Source organism: Leptospira koniambonensis, assembly GCF_004769555.1.
In the GTDB taxonomy this organism is placed as follows: Bacteria; Spirochaetota; Leptospiria; order Leptospirales; family Leptospiraceae; genus Leptospira_B; species Leptospira_B koniambonensis.
On the sequence record NZ_RQFY01000004.1, the window covers coordinates 1,762,499 to 1,780,869 of the forward strand.

Here is an 18,371-nt window from a genome sequence, read left to right on the forward strand (position 1 = left end):
AAAATGAAAAATAAGCTCATTAATTCGAGCCTCCTGGCAATTGCGCTGGGATTACTCGGGAATTGTGGAGAAGGATCTTCTGACAGTTCCGCACTTGCGTTAGCTGCACTTGGGGGAGGAACCTCAAGTGTTAAAATAGCAAGCGCTTCCGATCTTGCGATCGAATCTGCGGATGACTATAATGCAAACCAATATGGTCTGATTACTTCATCTACTTTAAGAACTTGGGTAACCGATTGGGCAAATAATAAGCCCGCAGGTATTACCGGAAACTTGGTGATCTTCCAAGCAAACAAAGTGGGAGCTGATGCGAATAAAAGTTTAATTCTTCCAACTACTGGAGTGAAAGTTTTTGTCTCCGTTACTGGAAACAATACTGCACTTTATTCTTGGAAAACTTTTAGAGAGACCAGATACAATGGTTTGATCTCTATTCCCGGTAGCACTGCAACCACAGGTGGAAACGGTCTTTTAAGTGGAGCAAGTGTAGACGAGTGGTTCCAAACTTATGGAGTAGATCCTACTAAGGATTTAATCGTTTTTGCAAGTGGTAACGGGGATAACTATGGAGCAATCGGTCACCAACATTATACTTTAAGATATTGGGGTGTGGCTCACGAACATCTTGCTATCCTAAACGGAACTATTAAAGGTCAATTTCCTGAAGCGGAATTGGGTAATGATACAGACGAGTCTGTTCCTCCTTTGAATGGTACGTTCTCTGTTAAACAACTTAAGAACGTAGATAACAGAATTCTAACATTAAGTATAGAAGATACGATAGAAGTTGCTAAGAATAACGGACATCACAGTGTGAAGGGACTTTCTTCTACTGTTGTAATTTCTGATAACAGAACTGCTAACAATAACAACGATATCAGCGTATATACCTCTACTGCTGGATGGCAGGAGTATAACGGTGGAGAGAATACTACCGGGACTACAAAATCAGGAGGCGGTGCTATCGCTTTCGAGGGTCACTTAAAAGGTGCAGTATTTGTTCCTCACTATAACGTAGTAGATCGTACTTCTTTAGATAATGGTTACGCTTATTCTACTTCTGCTGCTGGAACTTTTAATACTCTTAAATTTAAATCCAAAGCTGATGTTAAGGATATCTGGGATACTTACGGAACCACTGGTGGACCTAACTCAGGCGCACCCGCATATGAAGATGGCCAAACTATTCTTCAGTATTGCAGAACGAATACAAGAACTCAAACCAGCGGTATTTCTACACAGCTAATCTTAGGACGTCCTTCCGTATTCTTAGAAGATGGATGGAGTATTTTCGGATTATTGGCAGGTAATTTCCCATCTGCAAACTTCAACGACGACGTAACTGCAGGAGCTTCTTCTTATCCTTCTGTTCCAGTTAAATTCGCCGCAGACGTTCAAGGTGCAATCGAATCTGGCGTGAGAGGATCCGGAGATGGACCACACTATAATACAGGTGTAAAAAAATCCGTAGTAGATTATTTCCAAATCAATTCATCGGCGACCACAACCAAACAAGCATTCGTAGAGGATTGGAATTACAAAAACCAATAAGCTACATTACATAACGGGGGCGGAGATATCTCCGCTCTTTTCAATTCTGTAACATAAGATAAAAAGAGGGAGTTACTGCTTTATGAAAATATTATATATATATACGCTAATCGGCGTATTATTTTTCTCTTCTTCGGAGATTATTTTGGCCTCAGGTGGATTCGGAGGTGGAGGAGTTGCTGGACAGGCGCTTCGTGGAAAAGAAAGAGAAAAGTTCAATCTGGGCAAGGCAATCTATAATGCAGAAGTCGCCTTAGATGAAAAAAAAGAAGATCTAGTAAAATCTCAGAAAAACCGTTTGGAATACCTGCAAGGTTCATTACCCAACTCCGAAAAAGGAAGGGTAAACCTAGAGGATTTGGCAGGCAAATTATCCGAAGAACAGATTTCCGCTTTGGAATTTTTCGTAAGTATCCGCTTCAACGTGAAGTTGGAGGAAAAGAAGGATTAATCAGGGAATCTTTATATAATGAAATTTTTAATTAAGAAGGGAGTTTTTCTTCCCCTTCTATTTTTGGCCCAACCACTTTTTATTGGAGAATTATTTTCTCAAACGGTTTGGGCTCCTTACCAAAGGCAATTATGGGTTAGGACGACTGCGGTGAATTCAGTTTATAATTCAGCATATGTGGGAAAATACCATAATACGTACGATGATGATGTTCGGATCAACGTAGGAGCTCTTGCTTTTGAATACGGGATCACTGATAGGCTTACTGCGGATCTGCAAACAGGTTTCGGTAAATTGGGAAGGGTCCAGCTAATCGATCGTTATTATGGGACCTTAACTTCTCCGGAGCAGCCAGATAAGTATGGGATCATAGATTCTAGAGCAGGATTACGTTATAAAGTCTTAGATGAATACGATTATGAATCTATCTGGATCCCAACAGTTAGCGTAAGACTTGGTGGGATCAAAAAGGGTGATTATGATAGAAACCCTCAGGCTCTAGGAGATGGAGCAAATGGTGCGGAAGTAAATATTTATCTAGGTAAAGACTTCAATGTTTGGGGACTTGGTGCCTTAGGTGAATGGAGTTATCGTAGAAGAGAGAAACCTGTACCGGATGATATCCTCTATTATGGAGCTTTATACAAACGTTTCTTAGATTCATTCATCTTCATCGTTGGAAGTAGAGGACAGATAGGTCAGGGAGGATATGCGTTTGCAGATCCTAAAGGAACACCTCCTCTAAATTTGATCCAAGTAGATACACCTTCTATCCCGCCTTTTGGAACAGATTGGTACAATTACTACCTGGAACATGAAAGGCCTGCCTGGGGAAGAAAGGAAGTATATCATAACTTCGAAGTGAGTTTAGGTTATACGGATAAGTACGGGAATTACTATAACTTCTTCTATTCTCATACCTATGCCGGGTATAACACTGCAATTTTAAGAACCTTTGGGTTCCTGATCAATTTTCCATTTAATTTATGATCGGAGGAGAATATGTTCGGTTTAAAAATTAAAAATTTAGGAATTTGTTTATTACTAATTCCTTTTTTGGGCGCCTGCGATGCTCCGGAGTATCTCACTCCGTATCAAAAGTTTGCTATAGTTCAACCTGTACAGGTTTTTGAGACTTCTCAACTTTTATCAGTATCCAATGACGTTTATGATAATAATACATATGGACTGATCACTGCATCCACTTTGGAGTCTTGGCGATCCAATTGGGCCGCGAATCGTCCTTCTACGATTAGTGGAAGATTGATCATCTTTCAGATCAGTGGAGGAGCGCTTTCCGGTTCTTATATAAGACCTGAGACAGGAGTAAGAGTGTATGGGATCACTGCAACTTCTGCGGATTATACTTTTTTTGGTCAGACTAGATTTAATGGTCTGCTTGATACTGAGACAATTGTTCCGGAAGGAAAAAATATAGATGCGTTCTTAAAACGTTTCGGTGTGAACCCTGCAACTGATCTGATCGTTCTTGCACAAGATGTTCCTACAGACGGAAATCTGATGATGACACTCCGCTCTTGGTACACTTTGTATTATTGGGGAGTGGAAAGAACCCATCTTGCGGTTTTGAATGGCGCAGTTTCTACAAAGATTGGTGCTTCTCAACTTACTGGCGGGTCTTCCTACACGGTTCCTACAACTAGCGGGGCTGGCACTATCGGAAGTCTATACAGAGATCATACGATCTTACAAGCTACACTTGCAGATGTTTTCAATGCAGTCCAAGGTATTACGGATCCAACATTCGAAGGTTCTACTCCAGCTCCTGCTGGAGGAAGTTTCATATTAGATGCAAGATCTCCTACAGAATATGATGGAACTGGAACTACTGTAGGACCTTCGAATTATACCTGTACCGATACTCCTAACTGTTATACACCCTTTGAAGGGCATGTGAAAGGAGCAAAAAGTATTCCCTTTGCGAACTTTATTAATGCAAACAAGGAGTTCCTACCAAAATCGGATCTCCAAAATCTTCTATCTACAAACGGATATGCGGAAGGCCAGACAATCATTGCGTATTGCAGAACTAATGTAAGATCTTCCATCACTGGATTTGCAACTCTTGCGATCCTTGGATATCCTACCAGATTTTATGATGGCTCTTGGGTAGAATGGGGATCTCTCGCCTACGATTCCAATGGGAACTGGTCCAATATAAGTGCAGTATCTTCATGGAGAACGGATCGTTCTTCTGTGACCGAATCAATCACATATAACGTAGGAAAGTCTGGAATAGACGCATCAAATATTTCTAATTTAGGAACTTATTTCACACCCGAACGTAGTTTTGCGAAAGGTACGAATGATATCATAGACCAGGATAAAAAATATCTTTCAGGTTCTGCTTCTTCCGGTGGCGGGGGAGGTGGTGGTAGTTCAGGAGGAGGTGGAGGAGGAAATCCTTGCGGAGGATAATTTCCTCACTCTTCTTTGTCGCAATTTTTGCGGCGGCCTTCTTCTTATTATTTTGTAAAGAAGAAGGGTTTCACCAGAGGCATTGGGCATTCCCCCTCGAATCCCAAGGCTCGATCACAGTTGATCCGAACCCGGCCTCTTGCGGGAGTTGCCATTTACATCAGTTCGGTTCCTGGAAGTCGACTCTTCACTCCCGGGCCATAGGCCCGGGCTTTCTTTGGCAATTACCTCGGATCGGAAAACATGGATCCGAAAATTGTATGAACTGCCATAGCCCAAATCCAGAAACCAAAACTTTATTACTTTCACGTTTAGGTTGGGAAGAAGTCACAGGCTCCGCTTGGAAACCAGGCTCGGAAGAAAACGGAGTGCAATGTGCGAGTTGCCATCTTCGAAAAGGAAAAGTATACGGGCCATTTCGTAAAGAAGGAAATAAAAATAGAATATTCCAAAATTCAAATATTCCTCACCAGGGGTTTATTCCTCAAAAAGAATTCGAAGAATCGGAATTTTGCAAAAACTGTCATCAATCTCCGGAGACCGCAAAACAGGTAAATGGGAAGTTTCTGATGGATACTTATGGACAATGGAGAAGGTCCGAATTTGCAAAATCAGATGTGCAATGCCAGAACTGCCATATGCCTGATAGAAAACATGAGTGGAAAGGTATCTCTGATCGGGAAATGGTAAAACAAGGGGTCCAAACTTCTTTACAAGTTTTAAAAAAAGAAGAAGGAGCCGAGATTATTTCTGAATTAAAAAACTCTGGAATAGGACATTTATTCCCAAGTTATTCTGTTCCAAAAGTAAACTTAGAAGTTTGGACAGAATCTATAAGCGGACAAAAAAGAAAGATCTCTGAGAAAACTTTGGGCTGGATGTTAGATCTGGAATTGCAGAAAGAAATTTTTGATACAAGACTGTATCCTGGAGAATCCGCTCTTCTTCGCGTAAGTTTATCTAAAGAAGAATTTTCAAAACTCAAACGAGTAGAATTTATCGTAACTGTAGATCCGAAAGAATATTATAAAAGAATGTTCCAAGATAATTGGAATTACAAAGATACTTTCCAAGAAAATACAAAACCATGGGTTTTGCCTAATCTAAAAAAGGCTCTCGCGGAAGCAAATTCTGCGAAATATGAATTAATTCGTTTGCACTGGATACCTTAGGATTATCTCGCAAAGGCGCTAAGGTAGGAACTTCTACATGCGTATCTTCTTTTCTTTGCGGCTTCGCGTGAAAAAATAGAGCCTCTGCGTTCTCCGTGTGCTCTGCGCGAAACAACAAAAATCTAGTTTCCATCTTTATGGAGCTGTTCCAAACTGATCCCGAGTATGGGATCGTTATTAGAAGAACCAGAATTTCCTAAATTGATAAGTGCTTATAGAGAAGCCGTCCAAAGAAAATATTCCAAAAACAATCTTTCTAAATATCCTAAGTTCTCATCTATCCCAGAAGAGAAAGTAAATCTTCTGGTAAGATACTTTTTGGAACTTCTATATCCTGAATATGAAGGCAGGAAAAAATTAGACGGAGCATTTGAATCCTTGGCTGGATTTGTACATTCTCCTCCAAAAGTATTCGGCCTCTTGGGTTCGTTGAGTATGGCAGTATTCAAACTAGGCCGCCATTTAAAATCGGCATTCCAAGCAGGATTTGCAGCATTACATTCTTATGTAACTGCTCATAGATTCGAAGAGATCATGTTTTCCAAAGCGAAAGAATTATTAAAAGAAGGGAAGGATCTCCAAAACAAATCTATCTTCAATGAAGTGTTAGCTTCTGTTTCTAAAAAAGATGCAGATGAATTTAGAGAAGATATTTTAAAACTATTTGCGACACTTTCAGATAAGGAACTTCTTTCTAAGATCAAACAACTTATGGATGCGGTTGTTAAAACAATGAAGTCCAAACCTAAAACTTATACTCAACAGGAAGTAGAAGGTATTATGCTCGGTGCAGGAATTCTTACGAAAGGAGAAGAACTGTTTTCTGGACTGAATAGAGAAGAAATGGATTTGATCTTAGAGGTGATTGATCAAGTGGAGAAGGATACATTTGAAGAAGCGATTACTTCTGTAGGTAAATAACCCTGCCGACGGTCGGAGTCGAACCGACACGAGGTTGCCCTCGCTGGATTTTGAATCCAGTGCGTCTACCAATTCCACCACATCGGCGGGTTTTATAATTCCTTATTGGATCAGGAATCGAGTTCGATGTATTTGCCCTTACCGCGGGCAACGATTTTACCGATCTCGTTCTCAATTTCGGCTCTGTTTTCGATCACTTTTTTGTTCTTTTTAACGAACCAGCCACGTAAATGCAGAGGTTGATTTACTTGCGCAGGTTGTAAGAAGCGGATCGTTAACTCGCCAGTTGTTGTTTTAAAATTCATCGCCTCATTGATTTTGGCCATGATTTCGTCCAAAATAGTAGCGATGATTCCGGGATGGATCACGTCTGGGGACCCTTGGAACTTTTCAGGAACCGTATAGTCACCGTAAGCGGTTTTAGTGTCCTCATCAAAGGTGATCTTTAACTGAAGACCGTCCGGATTGTCAGGACTGGACCCGAAGCTCAGGTTTTCCCGAACCGTTGATTTCATATATGTCAAGTTATTACTTAACATTCATGGTGTCAATCCGAAAAAGCTACTGATTGCTGTTTAAGAACGACGTAATACTATGTCGAAAATAATAGATAAGAATCTTTTAGATGACTGCACTTCTTTTATTATTAGGACTACTTTCTGCGGGAGCAGGAGCATACACTTTATTCAGAGATCCGAATAGATCTTCCGGAAGTTCTGCGCCTTCTCCAGGTGGTGGAAGTTCAGGCGGCAGTGGCGGTCCTGGGTCGGGCAGTGGAGGTGCAGGAGCTCCTTCTTCCGCTGACAGAGGAAAATTAGTCAACGTAGGAGATCAAAATTCTGCTCCTTCTTCCTCTTCTTCTCCGCCACAAAAAGGAACGGGGCAACCAGAATCACAGAAGCCAGACCAAGAATGGAGTCCTCCATCTGCTAGTGAAGAAAAACCTAATTATCCAGGATTAAAGAAGAAGGATAAATTACAACTTCCTCATGCAACAGATGATATCATTCGTAATAACTCTCGTTATGCGCATCATAGAAGACCTCTTTTACATTCAGAAGCATTAGTAGATAAAGAAAATTTCTTAGGTGCGTTGGAGATCTTAAAGAGAACTAACGCTAGAATTCCTGATTCGGATATTAATGAAAAAATTGATAATAATATCCAAGCGATAGAAGATCATATCAACACTCCTCCCGAGGAAGAGACTTATACTCCAGATGATCCTAATTATTCAGGACCTCCTATTCCAATGGGAGACTTGGTCAAAGCGATCAAGGACATTAGCCAAGCTTTAGGTGGTAGTCTCTCTCAAGGATTTGCAAATCCTATTCAGATCCAGGCTCCTCCTGGAACTGAGGCGCCCAAACTTCCTGCTGAATTACCCCCAGGGCCAGTATCTTATCAAATTATTTCTTATGCTCCTTCTTCTGGGCCAATGCCGCCTCCACCACCAGGAGCGCCTATATCTTATAGTGCAGGAGCTCCTTCGCCTCCGGGTGGATTTCCGCCTGGACCAGGTGGTGCACCTCCAGGTGAAGGACCAGGCCCTGTAGGTCCTGAGGATTTTGCTCCTTCGGAACCTTCTCCAAAACCTAAGGATCCAGAACATCTTGATCCAAATGAGATGGATCTGCCTGAAGATACATTCTTCTCGGATGAATGGGATAAGTTTAAGGACCTTCCTCTTGTTGATAGAAGGACAGGAGAAGATCGTCGCTCCCAAGGAGAGAGAAGAGGCGGAGAAGGCTCCCGCAAAGATAGAAGAGGGGAAGACGATAGAAGAAAAGAAGATCTCTTTCAAGAGAGAGATGATTATCTCAAAAAGAAGGCGGAAGAAAAACGCCAAGAAAGAGAAGAGCAGGCATTAGAGGAACCTTTACCTCAGGATTGGCCAAGACCAGAATATCCTCTTTCAGATCAGATACCAGGTTATGCTGCACCTGTTCTTCCTCAGTTAGATTTAGTTCCGATCCGTTTACCTGATCCGGAAGATAAAGTTTTAAGAGGAGAACCTGAAGGAACTCCGCAAGCAGCACCTGCTCCAAGTGGAGAAGCTGCTCCTGCACCAGGCCCAGTCGATTTACCTAAAATAGATCTTCCTGATCCTGTAGATGAAACCAAACACGAAGAATATACTCCTGAAATTCCTCCGCTCGCAGGACCAGGTGCCCCTACAGGATCTGCACCTTCTCCTGTTCCAAATACAGAAGAAGCTCCTGAAATCGAGGTACTGGATGGAGGTCTCGAACCTCTAGACCAAGATAGGCCTGAAAGCCAAAGTGGAGGAGGGGACGACGAGCCTAAAATGATCCATGGTATTCTGGAATTAAAACCTCCAGAAGTGGATGATGCTCCCTTCTTGACCTTGACTTATGATTTTGGAAAGATACCTCATTCATTCAAACTTTCCAAGAATTACAGTATTATGGAATACTCATATTATAAGTATAAGCCAATGCTGATCAAGGCACAGGAATTCGCTCGCCGCAAAATGTTGAAGAATGCTTTAAACTATTATCGTGTGATTAAATCGCAGAACATTCCTCCTGAACTCAGAAAGATGATCAACCGGAACATCAAGGATATCACAGAGTTTATGGAGAAATATTTAATGGCTAAGGGCTGAAAATTTAGGAGAGAAGCTATCGTATAAATTGTATACGATAGCTTTTTTGAGATACTTACTGAGCTCGACTAACCATTGCGGAAAATTTCGTGCAGTATCCAGTTCCTACAAGGCCGTAGAACCAGGATTCTTCCATTCTGATATTGGAAAGAACTCCTCCAGCAGCTTGCATAGTCAATCTTTGATACGCGGAAACTTGTCTGTCGTTTACGCTGATCGGAATGAATAGAAGCAACTGAAATCCACAGCTTTCTGCTTGAATAGGATAACTAGCAACAGTCTGGTTTTTTTCCAATTTAAGAGGAGTTTGCGGAGGGAAAACCAATTGGGTGGAATTACAACCCATTGCGATCCCGCAGGTGATCAATAGAACTAAAAGAAAATTTTTCATTTTACTGCATCTCCCGAAATAACTGTGCATCTTACAGTAGTAAAGAGTGCCCAATACCATGATTCATCAATGGTTATGTTTGTAAGCCCGACAGCACCAGGAGCTTGCATCATAGCATTTGTATATGCTCTTTCAACTCTGGTGTTCAGATTGAAAGGAATGAAATAATAAGCGGTTGCTAGAAGACCGATATGTCCACAAGCCTCGCCTCTTACGCGCGTTACGACTTTTTCTTTTCCAGTTAATTGGGGTTGGATCATCACTTCGCCTGAAGAGCAAGCAAGCCCGAATAGGAAAGGAAAAAGAACAATTAGAAGAATAGAAAGTTTCTTTTTACCCATGTGACGTTAGTATAAACCTAGGTTTTTTTGCCCAGTACAAATGACAAAATTGCCGATTTTTGGACATATACCTCAAATGGGTAATATTTTGAAAAACTAATTATACAATTGGGATAAAATGAGGCAAAAATAAGGACAAGAAATTCGATCCTTTCTTTTTTTAGAACTTTAGAAAAAAAGAAAAACTGCTTTCCATCCTGGCTGTCTAAATTTAGAATGATTCTAAATAGGAGAGAGCAAAATGCCTCAAGTTACTTCACTCGCACCGGACTTTAAAGCAGAAGCCGTAATCGGTCAGCAAATCAAGGAAATCAAACTTTCCGACTATAAAGGAAAGTGGGTTGTTCTATTCTTCTGGCCCCTCGACTTCACTTTCGTTTGTCCTACTGAAATCATCGAGTATGATGCAAAACTAGACGAATTCAAAAAAATCGGAGCGGAAGTTCTGGGAGTTTCCGTAGACAGCGCTTTTACTCACCTTGCATGGAAGAACACTCCTCGTAAACAAGGCGGATTAGGAGATATCAAGTATCCTCTAGTTGCAGACATAACCAAGTCAATCGCAAGAGATTACGGAGTTCTTTTAGAAGGCGGAATGGCTTTGAGAGGAACTTTCATCATCGATCCAGCTGGAGTGATCCGTCAGTCTACAATCAATGATCTTCCTGTAGGAAGAAACATAGATGAAGCAATCCGTTTAGTGAAAGCTTTCCAATACGTGGAAAAACACGGCGAAGTTTGCCCTGCAAACTGGGACGAAGGAAAGAAAACTATGAAAGCGGATCCAGAAAAGTCCAAAGAATACTTCTCTGCGGTAAACTAATCCAATATAAATGGAAATCCGGTCTTATGGCCGGATTCTCCTTTCTAATTTCTCCTGGTCACCCTTCTATACCCTTAAAATCTTGTTATATAGCCCTGATTCGGGCAAAACTCGCACTTAGGACTTTCGGAAAAGATTGTATTTTTCTTTTAAAAGTCTAAGATATGGGAGAAGAATATTATGGCACAAGCACTTGAGATCATTTCCGACGAAGATAGATATTATCGTGCGGATAATTTTCCCAAAGGACTTACACGCAAAGTGGTGGAGTCCATCTCCCATATTAAAAATGAGCCTGCTTGGCTGACTGAATTCCGTCTAGAGGCATTTAAAGTTTATGAAAGTAAGCCTATGCCTGGTTGGGGATTTTTTCCTAACTTCAAAGTGGATATAGACGAGTATGTGCATTATATAGGCGCAAATCATAAAAAGAAAAAATCTTGGGACGAAGTTGATCCTGAAGTATTAAAAAGTTTTGAAAGACTTGGGATCCCTGAACACGAAAGAAAATACCTGGCTGGTATCGAAGCCATGGAAGATTCTGAGACTGTTTACGCTAACGTTAAAAAAGAACTTACTGATCTTGGAATTATTTTCTGCGATATAGATACTGCGATCCGTGAATATCCGGATATCGTTCGCAAATATATCGGAACTGTTGTTTCTATCGGGGACAATAAATTCTCCGCATTAAATTCTGCAGTATTTTCGGGAGGATCTTTCGCTTACGTTCCGAAAGGTGTTAAAACTCCTATGCCTTTACAGGCTTATTTTAAAGTGAGTGCTGCTTCTTCCGGTCAGTACGAAAGAACACTTTTGATCGCAGAAGATGGAGCTGAGTTAGAATATTCTGAAGGATGTTCTTCTGTGCAAGACAAGGGCACAAATTTCCATACTGCAGTGGTGGAGCTGATCGCTCATAAGAATTCTAAAATATTCTACACTACTATCCAGAACTGGAAAAAAAATATGTATAACTGGACTGTTAAACGCGGCCTTTGTCATGAAGCGGCTCATATTACTTGGACAGATGTGAATATTGGCGCAAATACGATCAAGTATCCAGGTATCGTATTACAAGGTGATAATTCTACAGGTGATATTCTATCCTTAGCTTTTGCTGGTTCAGGTCAGATCCAAGATACTGGTGCAAGAATTATCCATGTAGGTAAAAACACTCGCAGCAATATTTTAGCAAAAGGTGTTTCCTTGGATGGTGGGATCAACTCTTACAGAGGTTTGGTAAAATTCACCACTGGTTCTTCTAACGCATATAGCCATGTAAAATGTGATGGTCTGATGATGGATGATCGTTCTCAGTCACATGCGTATCCTTATAATGATGTGAGTGGGCAGAATGGGACTTTGAACTATGAGGCGACTGTTTCTCGTATTGATGAGGATCAGTTATTCTATCTCCAGTCCAGAGGACTTTCAGAAGACGATGCAAAACTTCTGATCATCAATGGTTTCTGCGAAGGTGTGACTAAACACTTAAATGTGGAATATTCTGTAGAGATGACTAGGCTTATTAGAATGATCTTAGAAGACGGGAAAGTTATTTCCGAACATTCGGATTCTTCTGTTTCCTAACCGGAAAAAAGCTGGTATTCCTTTTAAAATCCGGTCATACAAATCATATGCAGAGAATATTGGGTATTTTCCTGGTTGTCGGTTTGATCCTGGCAGGATTTCAGATTTTTTCTCCGGAGACAGTTTCTTCTAATGAACCGGAACAGACGAGTTCTACAGTAAAACCGGAAGTTAAAGCTGAAACTCCAAACGCCGTGTTTTTTTGGATCACAGCTACGATCAGTTCTTTTCTGGACCAGTTAGAAAAAGAATCAGCAAGTAGTAAAGCTCCAGCGGAAATTCTTACTGACCAAGAGTTAAACGAACTTTTTCAGCAAGGTTTAGATTCTTATAATTCTGCAGAATATGAGAATTCAATCGCACAGTATGATCGTTATCTTGCTGTGAATCCTAAAAATTCTTCCGCATTATATAATCGGGGTTTGAGTAAATATTATCTGGATAGATATGCCGAGTCTGAAACTGATTTTGATTCAGCATATTCTTTGGATGGTAAGGATCTGGATGCATTATTTTACAGAGGATTAAGCCGTGTTGGTTTGGAAAGAAAAGAAGAAGGCCTGAAAGACATGAATAAGGCCATCAATTCCGGCCTGATAAAGTCGTATGCATTTGCTGAAAGAGCGATCCAGCTTGGTATATTAGAAAAAGCGAAAGAATCTTTAGCCGACGCCCAGAAAGCGGTACAATTGGATCCACAATATCCTAGAGCGATCTTTTCTTTGGGATTCGCATATTATGCTTCTGGAAAATACAAAGAGAGTATCGCTTCTTATTCCAAGGTCCTAAAAGCTCTTCCGGATGATTCTGTTTCTTATTTTAACCGTGGTTTAGGATATGCTGCTTTGGGAAAAAAGGCAGAGTCTTGTAAGGATTATAAAAAGGCATGGGATTTGGGATATGCAGACGCAGAAAAAGAATATAAGGATTCCTGCAAGTGAACGAAACCATTCCCAATACTGAGATCCTGGAGAATGGAGAAGGAAAAATTCCGGTCAAGGGGCATACCTTAGAAGAACTCACCCAGATCATTTCAGAACTTGGTGAAAAACCTTTTAGAGCTAAACAAATTTATAATGGATTATATGCGAATCGTTATGAGTCCTGGGAAGAATTTTCCACAATCGGTAAGGACTTAAAAGAAAAATTAAAGGAGAAGTTCAGCTTATCCTCCATTAGCGTTGCAAAACATTTAAAATCAGTAGACGGAACCCAAAAATTTACATTCGAATCTGTTCCTGGAAGTGGAAAAGAATTCGAATCAGTATGGATCCCTTCTGGAGACGGTGGAAGAAAAACGATCTGTATTTCTTCTCAAATAGGTTGTACCTTAAATTGTAAATTCTGCGCTACAGCAAAACTTCCTTATATGGGAAATTTAAAAGCGGGTGAGATCATAGACCAGATCCTTCAGGTAGAAAGGATCGTAGGCGATAGAGCCACAAATATAGTGTTTATGGGAATGGGCGAGCCTATGCATAATTACTTTAATGTAATGCGTGCGGCAAAACTTCTTCATGATGGAGAAGCTTTAGGAATGGGCGCTAAAAGAATTACTATCTCTACTTCTGGAGTAGTGAACGGCATTCGTAGATTTATAGAAAACAAAGAGCCTTATAATCTTGCAATTTCTCTCAATCATCCTGATCCGAATGGAAGAAAAGAGATCATGGATATAGAGGAGAAGTTCGCTCTTCCCGAACTTTTGGATGCTGCCTTAGAATATACAAAAGTTTTAAAGCGTAGGATCACATTTGAATATGTGATGATCCCTGGCGTGAATATGAGTGTAGAAGACGCCAAAAAATTGGTAAAGATCGCTAGACGATTAGATTGTAAAATAAACGTAATCCCTTTGAATACCGAGTTCTATGGCTGGAGAAGGCCCACCGATCAGGAAATAGATGAATTTTTGCGTCATCTGGAACCTGCAGGAGTTCCTATCTTGAACAGAAGGTCCCCTGGAAAAGACATCAACGGGGCATGCGGAATGCTCGCCGCAAAAAGTTGACCTTAGATCCGTATCGAATAACCTAGCTGGAATGAGGCTGTCCCTTTTTTCGACCTTATTCTTATTTTCTTTAATTATGATCGGGATCACCGATTGTAAAGATCCCTACCAACAAAAATGCCAAGAGATCTGCGGATTTTTCACCTCTTGTGTGGAGAAACAATTCGAGTCCAAGGGACCCATGGAAGCATCCCAAAAAAGTTTCATGCAAATGGAATGTGAATCCGGATGTTTGAGAGAACAAGGATATGCAATGCCTTGTTATGAGTCCGAAAAAACTTGCACCGGATTTACACGTTGCCTTATGGAATCCGGGCTAATGGATTGATCCTTCGTTTTTTTATTAAGTTTGGAGTATTATAAAAATATGAATTTAGTTCAGGATGGGAAAAACACCCCTTTTGCGAAATATTCTATTTGGTTTCTTTTGGCTGTAGCTATTCTGCCCTTATTTCTTACATTTCCTTTGGATGTAATCGATATTGATTCTTCCCAATATGCAGAGATCGGTAGGGAAATGACCGATAGCGGAAACTGGTTTTTTATCAGAGATAATGGAAGAAGATACCTGGACAAACCAATCCTAACTTTCTGGAAGATCAGTTCTTCTTTTACTCTTTTCGGACAGAATAATTATGCATTTCGTTTGCCTGCGATCCTAATGACACTTCTCTCTCTTTGGGGAGTGTTTACTATCACCAAACTATATTCAGGAAATAGTAAGCGTGCCTGGATCTCCGTATTCTTATACGCATTGTCTCCAGGATTGTACGCAATGGTGGTGGATCCTAAGATAGATGTGTATGTAACTCCTTATATCATTTTAGTATTCGCATTTTATTATTTAGGAACTAAGAAAAATCCCGCCTATTACTACGCGATGTATCTCGCTATGGGGCTTGGCTTTATAACAAAGGGGCCGATCGCAGTTGTGATCCCTGGAATAGGGATTGGCGGAGATATTCTTTTTAGAAGAGACTGGAAAAGACTTCTGGGGATGAAACTTTTCCCAGGAGGGATTTTGGCGTTACTTCCTCCATTCTTATGGTCCATTCCTTTGTATTTAGAGTTTAATACTTACGGACCTTATTTCTTCCTTTGGGTCCAATCTTTTGGTCGTTTTTACGTCAAGATGTATGACCAAAAGTTCAATCCTTTATTCTTCTACTCTAATTTCTCTTGGGCATTTGGGATTTTCATATTACCTTTTATAGCTTGGATCGTATCGAATTTGATTGGATTCGTAAAAGAGAAGGGTAAGGGTTTATTCTCGAATATTCGAAAAAATGAATGGAAGGATCAGGATTTTGTACCTGCGTTCTGGTTATTCTTATTTTTGTTTTTGATCAGTTTTTCCAAATACCAACTTCCTCAATACATTTACTGGTGTCTTCCTGCAGGAGCCATCGTTGGTTCTGGATTTTTACTTAAGTTGATAGAAGGTTCAGAAGGATCTCTTTCTTTTGTAGGTAAAATTTTAGTTTATCTGACTAGTTTGGGATTTGTATTTGCTGGGATCTTATTTCCGATCTTGGTGATGGATGTTCCACTTTCTTATTATGTTTGGGTGGCGATTTATCTAGGATTTGCTGCGATTGTTCTGCTGTATTTCAAACTGAATGTAGTGCTTGGGACCTTGGTAGTATCCGTTTCCTTCTTCTTTACTTTAGTAAGTTTGTATGCATATCCATTGCTTGTTTCTTACCAGCCTTCCAAAGAAGTAGGGGAGATTATTCAAGAAGCAGAGCCTGGAAAAGAAAAATTTTTGATGTTTGGTGTTCCTGCTTCTAAAAGATCTTATGCGTTTTATTCGAAACGTATCACTAGAACCTTATTCGATCCTGAAGTCTTATTTGAGGCACTGCAGAAGGATGGAGAAAGAATGATACTTATCTCCGAAAAATATTTGCCTCATTTTGATGAGTTTACTGCGAATCGAGTGGATCTGGATATTTTTGCAGAGTATCAGAGTTATAAGGTGGCTACTCCTGAACTAGGCTTCTTCTTAAAATCGAAAAGGGATTCCTTAACGACTACTGTGTATTTGGGGAAGATCCGATTTAAACCTGGAAAAGAGGTCGTGAAAACGAATTCTAAATAATTCTTTTTTTCTAAATTTGAGAAAAAAAGTATAAGGGAAATTTTACAAACCCACCGAATTCTTAAGTAGGCTTTGTTATGAGCCTGGTTTGGTTTTGGTCCCAGGGTCCTCCTGGGGCTACTTTTCCCTTTCATTCTCTATTCTTTCTCACATAGATTTCATACGTACGAAGAGCACAGAAGTCATACGGCTCGTGGAGTATTTATGAGCCTATCTTTAAAAATGCTTTTAAACGAGATTTGGAGTAAATTCTTGCCTTCCCCTCCGCCTGCACATCCTGCGCAGAGCTCCGGGTCGCTTCGCCATCCTGGCTCCGCTCTCAGGCAATGAATTCACTCCAAATCTTAGTTAGAAATCCTTTAGAGATACGTTCAGATCTTCAGATATTTCTGATACTATATATATCACTCTGTGAAATCACTGCGGTAAATTCTGGACTCTTGGTATATGATCTATTAAGAATGGAGAATGCGCGGAACTAGCTTAGGACTTATCGTTTGTGTTTTTCTTTTTATGGAATGTGTATCTTCTCCCATTAAGGATCAGGTCTTAAAGGAAGAGAACCATATCCTTTCCTGGGATAAAAGAGAAGCAGAAGCAGTTAAAATTCTTACAGATCTGATCCGGATCAAATCTGTTCGAGGAAACGAAAAACAAGTCGCAGAATATATTAGATCCATTTTCGAAAAAGAAGGCATTAAGACAAAGTTTATCTCTGAACCTGGGTTTCCTGATAGAGTGAATTTGATCGCAGAACTTGAGCCAAGTGTTCCTAATCCCGAAAAAGGTTTAATTCTTGGAAACCATTTGGATGTGGTCGAGGCAGATCCTAAAGGATGGGTAGAAGATCCATTTGCAGGAACCATCAAAGAAGGTAGAATTCACGGACGAGGCGCCTTAGATTGTAAAGGCCTCATTGCAATGCAGATCATTTCTTTTTTGGAGCTTAAAAGATCAGCTGTACCACTTAAGAGAAAGATAATGTTCTTAAGTATGGCGGATGAAGAATCCGGAAGTGAGAAAGGCGCCAGATTTTTATTAAAAGCGCATCCTGAATTATTCAAAGGTTATGGATACATGTTGAATGAAGGAAGTTTCGGAACCAAGGATGTTGCCATTCCTGGAAGTACCATCTTCAATATCCAATACGCAGAGAAAGGAAATCTTTGGCTAAATGTAAGAGCAAAAGGTGACCAAGGACATGGTAGTACTCCGAGTCAAAATTATCCAAGTCTTAGACTTCTGAAATTTTTGGCAGAAGTTTTGGAATACGATACAGATATACAGATCTCCGAGGAAACCCAAGGTTTTTTCTATCAGCTTGGAAGTATTAGTTCCTTTCCTAAATCATTTATATTAAAAAATTCAAATATTCCAGTTTTGAGAAGGTTATTGTACGGACCAATTCGTGCGAGCAGACAATTGAGCGCGATCACTCGAAATACCAAGGCAGTTTCTGGTCTAAAAACGGAAGAAGGTAAAGGTCATAATGTACTTTCTTCTTTGGCGGAAGCAAAATTGGATGTGAGACTTTTGCCTGGATTTGATCCTTTAGAATATTTGAAAGAGATCCAAAAGATCGCAGAAAAATATGAAGTAGAAGTGGAACCGGCATCCACAGTGAACTCTGATAAATCTAAATTGGATTCTATCTTATTCCAAACAATTGCTTCTGTTGCGACTCGCAAAATTCCAGGAAGTGTGGCTGCTCCTTTTATTTCTCCAGGTAAAACTGATAATGCATATTTTCGTCAGATTGGTATGGAATGTTACGGGTTGATCCCTGTTCTTCTGAACGAAAAAGAACTTACTATGCTTCATGCTAAGAATGAAAGTATTAGTTTAGAAAATTTAAAATTGGGAACACAGATTATATTTGAGATTCTTTACCAGATGAACTGATGTTCGTTTTGCGAGATCTAAAGCTTATTTTCGTATAAGTGCATTT

17 protein-coding genes and 1 tRNA gene are annotated in these 18,371 nt (G+C 40.2%); 14 read left to right on the forward strand and 4 right to left on the reverse strand.

Translation table 11 applies throughout. From position 1 onward, the window contains the following. The first annotated feature begins 3 nt into the window (after nucleotides 1-3). From EHQ52_RS12315 to EHQ52_RS20085, 6 genes are all read left to right on the forward strand, one after another. A complete protein-coding gene (locus tag EHQ52_RS12315) occupies nucleotides 4-1,551 on the forward strand; it encodes a sulfurtransferase (protein ID WP_135615438.1) in 1,548 nt (515 codons plus the stop codon). Between the two features lie 82 nt (nucleotides 1,552-1,633). Then, complete coding sequence (locus EHQ52_RS12320) at nucleotides 1,634-2,002, forward strand: hypothetical protein (RefSeq protein ID WP_135615439.1); 369 nt, start codon at nucleotides 1,634-1,636, stop codon at nucleotides 2,000-2,002. Nucleotides 2,003-2,020: 18 nt separating this feature from the next. Beyond that, on the forward strand, nucleotides 2,021-2,992 hold the full coding sequence (locus EHQ52_RS12325; protein WP_135615440.1) for a hypothetical protein: 972 nt from the start codon (nucleotides 2,021-2,023) through the stop codon (nucleotides 2,990-2,992). Nucleotides 2,993-3,004: 12 nt separating this feature from the next. Next, nucleotides 3,005-4,441, forward strand: a complete 1,437-nt coding sequence (locus tag EHQ52_RS12330) for a sulfurtransferase (RefSeq protein WP_135615441.1) — start codon at nucleotides 3,005-3,007, stop codon at nucleotides 4,439-4,441. 260 nt (nucleotides 4,442-4,701) lie between these two features. Then, a complete protein-coding gene (locus tag EHQ52_RS12335; RefSeq protein WP_341867170.1) occupies nucleotides 4,702-5,613 on the forward strand; it encodes a cytochrome C554 and C-prime in 912 nt (303 codons plus the stop codon). A 165-nt stretch (nucleotides 5,614-5,778) separates the two neighbouring features. Further along, nucleotides 5,779-6,534: a hypothetical protein gene (locus EHQ52_RS20085; RefSeq protein WP_167492203.1), complete on the forward strand. Its 756-nt coding sequence runs from the start codon at nucleotides 5,779-5,781 to the stop codon at nucleotides 6,532-6,534. A gap of 3 nt (nucleotides 6,535-6,537) precedes the next feature. On the opposite strand, the gene EHQ52_RS12345 is transcribed toward EHQ52_RS20085, so the two are convergent. Both EHQ52_RS12345 and EHQ52_RS12350 read right to left on the reverse strand, forming a co-directional pair. Beyond that, nucleotides 6,538-6,621: transfer RNA gene (locus EHQ52_RS12345), tRNA-Leu, on the reverse strand. Between the two features lie 23 nt (nucleotides 6,622-6,644). Beyond that, nucleotides 6,645-7,049, reverse strand: coding sequence for a PaaI family thioesterase (locus tag EHQ52_RS12350; protein WP_008595600.1), 405 nt, complete (start codon nucleotides 7,047-7,049; stop codon nucleotides 6,645-6,647). 110 nt (nucleotides 7,050-7,159) lie between these two features. Here EHQ52_RS12350 and EHQ52_RS12355 point away from each other — a divergent pair, with 110 nt between their 5' ends. Beyond that, complete coding sequence (locus EHQ52_RS12355) at nucleotides 7,160-9,163, forward strand: NADH-quinone oxidoreductase subunit E (RefSeq protein WP_135615443.1); 2,004 nt, start codon at nucleotides 7,160-7,162, stop codon at nucleotides 9,161-9,163. 55 nt (nucleotides 9,164-9,218) lie between these two features. Here the strand turns inward: EHQ52_RS12355 and EHQ52_RS20180 are convergent, their stop codons facing one another. Together EHQ52_RS20180 and EHQ52_RS12365 are read right to left on the reverse strand one after the other, a co-directional pair. Further along, on the reverse strand, nucleotides 9,219-9,554 hold the full coding sequence (locus EHQ52_RS20180; protein WP_208653479.1) for a hypothetical protein: 336 nt from the start codon (nucleotides 9,552-9,554) through the stop codon (nucleotides 9,219-9,221). Then, nucleotides 9,551-9,895, reverse strand: coding sequence for a hypothetical protein (locus EHQ52_RS12365; protein ID WP_208653480.1), 345 nt, complete (start codon nucleotides 9,893-9,895; stop codon nucleotides 9,551-9,553). The genes EHQ52_RS20180 and EHQ52_RS12365 overlap by 4 nt, the downstream gene beginning before the upstream one ends. Nucleotides 9,896-10,136: 241 nt before the next feature. Between EHQ52_RS12365 and EHQ52_RS12370 the strand changes: the two genes are divergently transcribed. From EHQ52_RS12370 to EHQ52_RS12400, 7 genes are all read left to right on the forward strand, one after another. Then, on the forward strand, nucleotides 10,137-10,718 hold the full coding sequence (locus EHQ52_RS12370; protein WP_135615444.1) for a peroxiredoxin: 582 nt from the start codon (nucleotides 10,137-10,139) through the stop codon (nucleotides 10,716-10,718). Nucleotides 10,719-10,898: 180 nt separating this feature from the next. Then, nucleotides 10,899-12,311 (forward strand): Fe-S cluster assembly protein SufB, encoded by a 1,413-nt coding sequence (gene sufB, locus EHQ52_RS12375; protein ID WP_100724977.1) that lies wholly within the window; start codon nucleotides 10,899-10,901, stop codon nucleotides 12,309-12,311. A 47-nt stretch (nucleotides 12,312-12,358) separates the two neighbouring features. Next, nucleotides 12,359-13,252, forward strand: a complete 894-nt coding sequence (locus EHQ52_RS12380; RefSeq protein WP_135615445.1) for a tetratricopeptide repeat protein — start codon at nucleotides 12,359-12,361, stop codon at nucleotides 13,250-13,252. An 8-nt stretch (nucleotides 13,253-13,260) separates the two neighbouring features. Beyond that, nucleotides 13,261-14,322: a dual-specificity RNA methyltransferase RlmN gene (rlmN, locus tag EHQ52_RS12385; RefSeq protein WP_208653508.1), complete on the forward strand. Its 1,062-nt coding sequence runs from the start codon at nucleotides 13,261-13,263 to the stop codon at nucleotides 14,320-14,322. Nucleotides 14,323-14,353: 31 nt separating this feature from the next. Then, a complete protein-coding gene (locus EHQ52_RS12390) occupies nucleotides 14,354-14,650 on the forward strand; it encodes a Cys-rich protein (RefSeq protein WP_135615447.1) in 297 nt (98 codons plus the stop codon). A gap of 39 nt (nucleotides 14,651-14,689) precedes the next feature. Further along, on the forward strand, nucleotides 14,690-16,423 hold the full coding sequence (locus EHQ52_RS12395) for an ArnT family glycosyltransferase (RefSeq protein WP_135615448.1): 1,734 nt from the start codon (nucleotides 14,690-14,692) through the stop codon (nucleotides 16,421-16,423). A gap of 468 nt (nucleotides 16,424-16,891) precedes the next feature. Beyond that, nucleotides 16,892-18,325, forward strand: coding sequence for a M20/M25/M40 family metallo-hydrolase (locus tag EHQ52_RS12400; protein ID WP_135615449.1), 1,434 nt, complete (start codon nucleotides 16,892-16,894; stop codon nucleotides 18,323-18,325). Nucleotides 18,326-18,371: the final 46 nt, after the last annotated feature.

What these genes read in the sequence shown, in the direction of transcription:
- EHQ52_RS12315 (WP_135615438.1), top strand. Translation starts at nt 4, where the DNA reads ATGAAAAATAAGCTCATTAATTCGAGCCTCCTGGCAATTGCGCTGGGA.
- EHQ52_RS12320 (WP_135615439.1), top strand. Translation starts at nt 1,634, where the DNA reads ATGAAAATATTATATATATATACGCTAATCGGCGTATTATTTTTCTCT.
- EHQ52_RS12325 (WP_135615440.1), top strand. Translation starts at nt 2,021, where the DNA reads ATGAAATTTTTAATTAAGAAGGGAGTTTTTCTTCCCCTTCTATTTTTG.
- EHQ52_RS12330 (WP_135615441.1), top strand. Translation starts at nt 3,005, where the DNA reads ATGTTCGGTTTAAAAATTAAAAATTTAGGAATTTGTTTATTACTAATT.
- EHQ52_RS12335 (WP_341867170.1), top strand. Translation starts at nt 4,702, where the DNA reads ATGAACTGCCATAGCCCAAATCCAGAAACCAAAACTTTATTACTTTCA.
- EHQ52_RS20085 (WP_167492203.1), top strand. Translation starts at nt 5,779, where the DNA reads ATGGGATCGTTATTAGAAGAACCAGAATTTCCTAAATTGATAAGTGCT.
- EHQ52_RS12350 (WP_008595600.1), bottom strand. Translation starts at nt 7,049, where the DNA reads ATGAAATCAACGGTTCGGGAAAACCTGAGCTTCGGGTCCAGTCCTGAC.
- EHQ52_RS12355 (WP_135615443.1), top strand. Translation starts at nt 7,160, where the DNA reads ATGACTGCACTTCTTTTATTATTAGGACTACTTTCTGCGGGAGCAGGA.
- EHQ52_RS20180 (WP_208653479.1), bottom strand. Translation starts at nt 9,554, where the DNA reads ATGAAAAATTTTCTTTTAGTTCTATTGATCACCTGCGGGATCGCAATG.
- EHQ52_RS12365 (WP_208653480.1), bottom strand. Translation starts at nt 9,895, where the DNA reads ATGGGTAAAAAGAAACTTTCTATTCTTCTAATTGTTCTTTTTCCTTTC.
- EHQ52_RS12370 (WP_135615444.1), top strand. Translation starts at nt 10,137, where the DNA reads ATGCCTCAAGTTACTTCACTCGCACCGGACTTTAAAGCAGAAGCCGTA.
- sufB (WP_100724977.1), top strand. Translation starts at nt 10,899, where the DNA reads ATGGCACAAGCACTTGAGATCATTTCCGACGAAGATAGATATTATCGT.
- EHQ52_RS12380 (WP_135615445.1), top strand. Translation starts at nt 12,359, where the DNA reads ATGCAGAGAATATTGGGTATTTTCCTGGTTGTCGGTTTGATCCTGGCA.
- EHQ52_RS12390 (WP_135615447.1), top strand. Translation starts at nt 14,354, where the DNA reads ATGAGGCTGTCCCTTTTTTCGACCTTATTCTTATTTTCTTTAATTATG.
- EHQ52_RS12395 (WP_135615448.1), top strand. Translation starts at nt 14,690, where the DNA reads ATGAATTTAGTTCAGGATGGGAAAAACACCCCTTTTGCGAAATATTCT.
- EHQ52_RS12400 (WP_135615449.1), top strand. Translation starts at nt 16,892, where the DNA reads ATGCGCGGAACTAGCTTAGGACTTATCGTTTGTGTTTTTCTTTTTATG.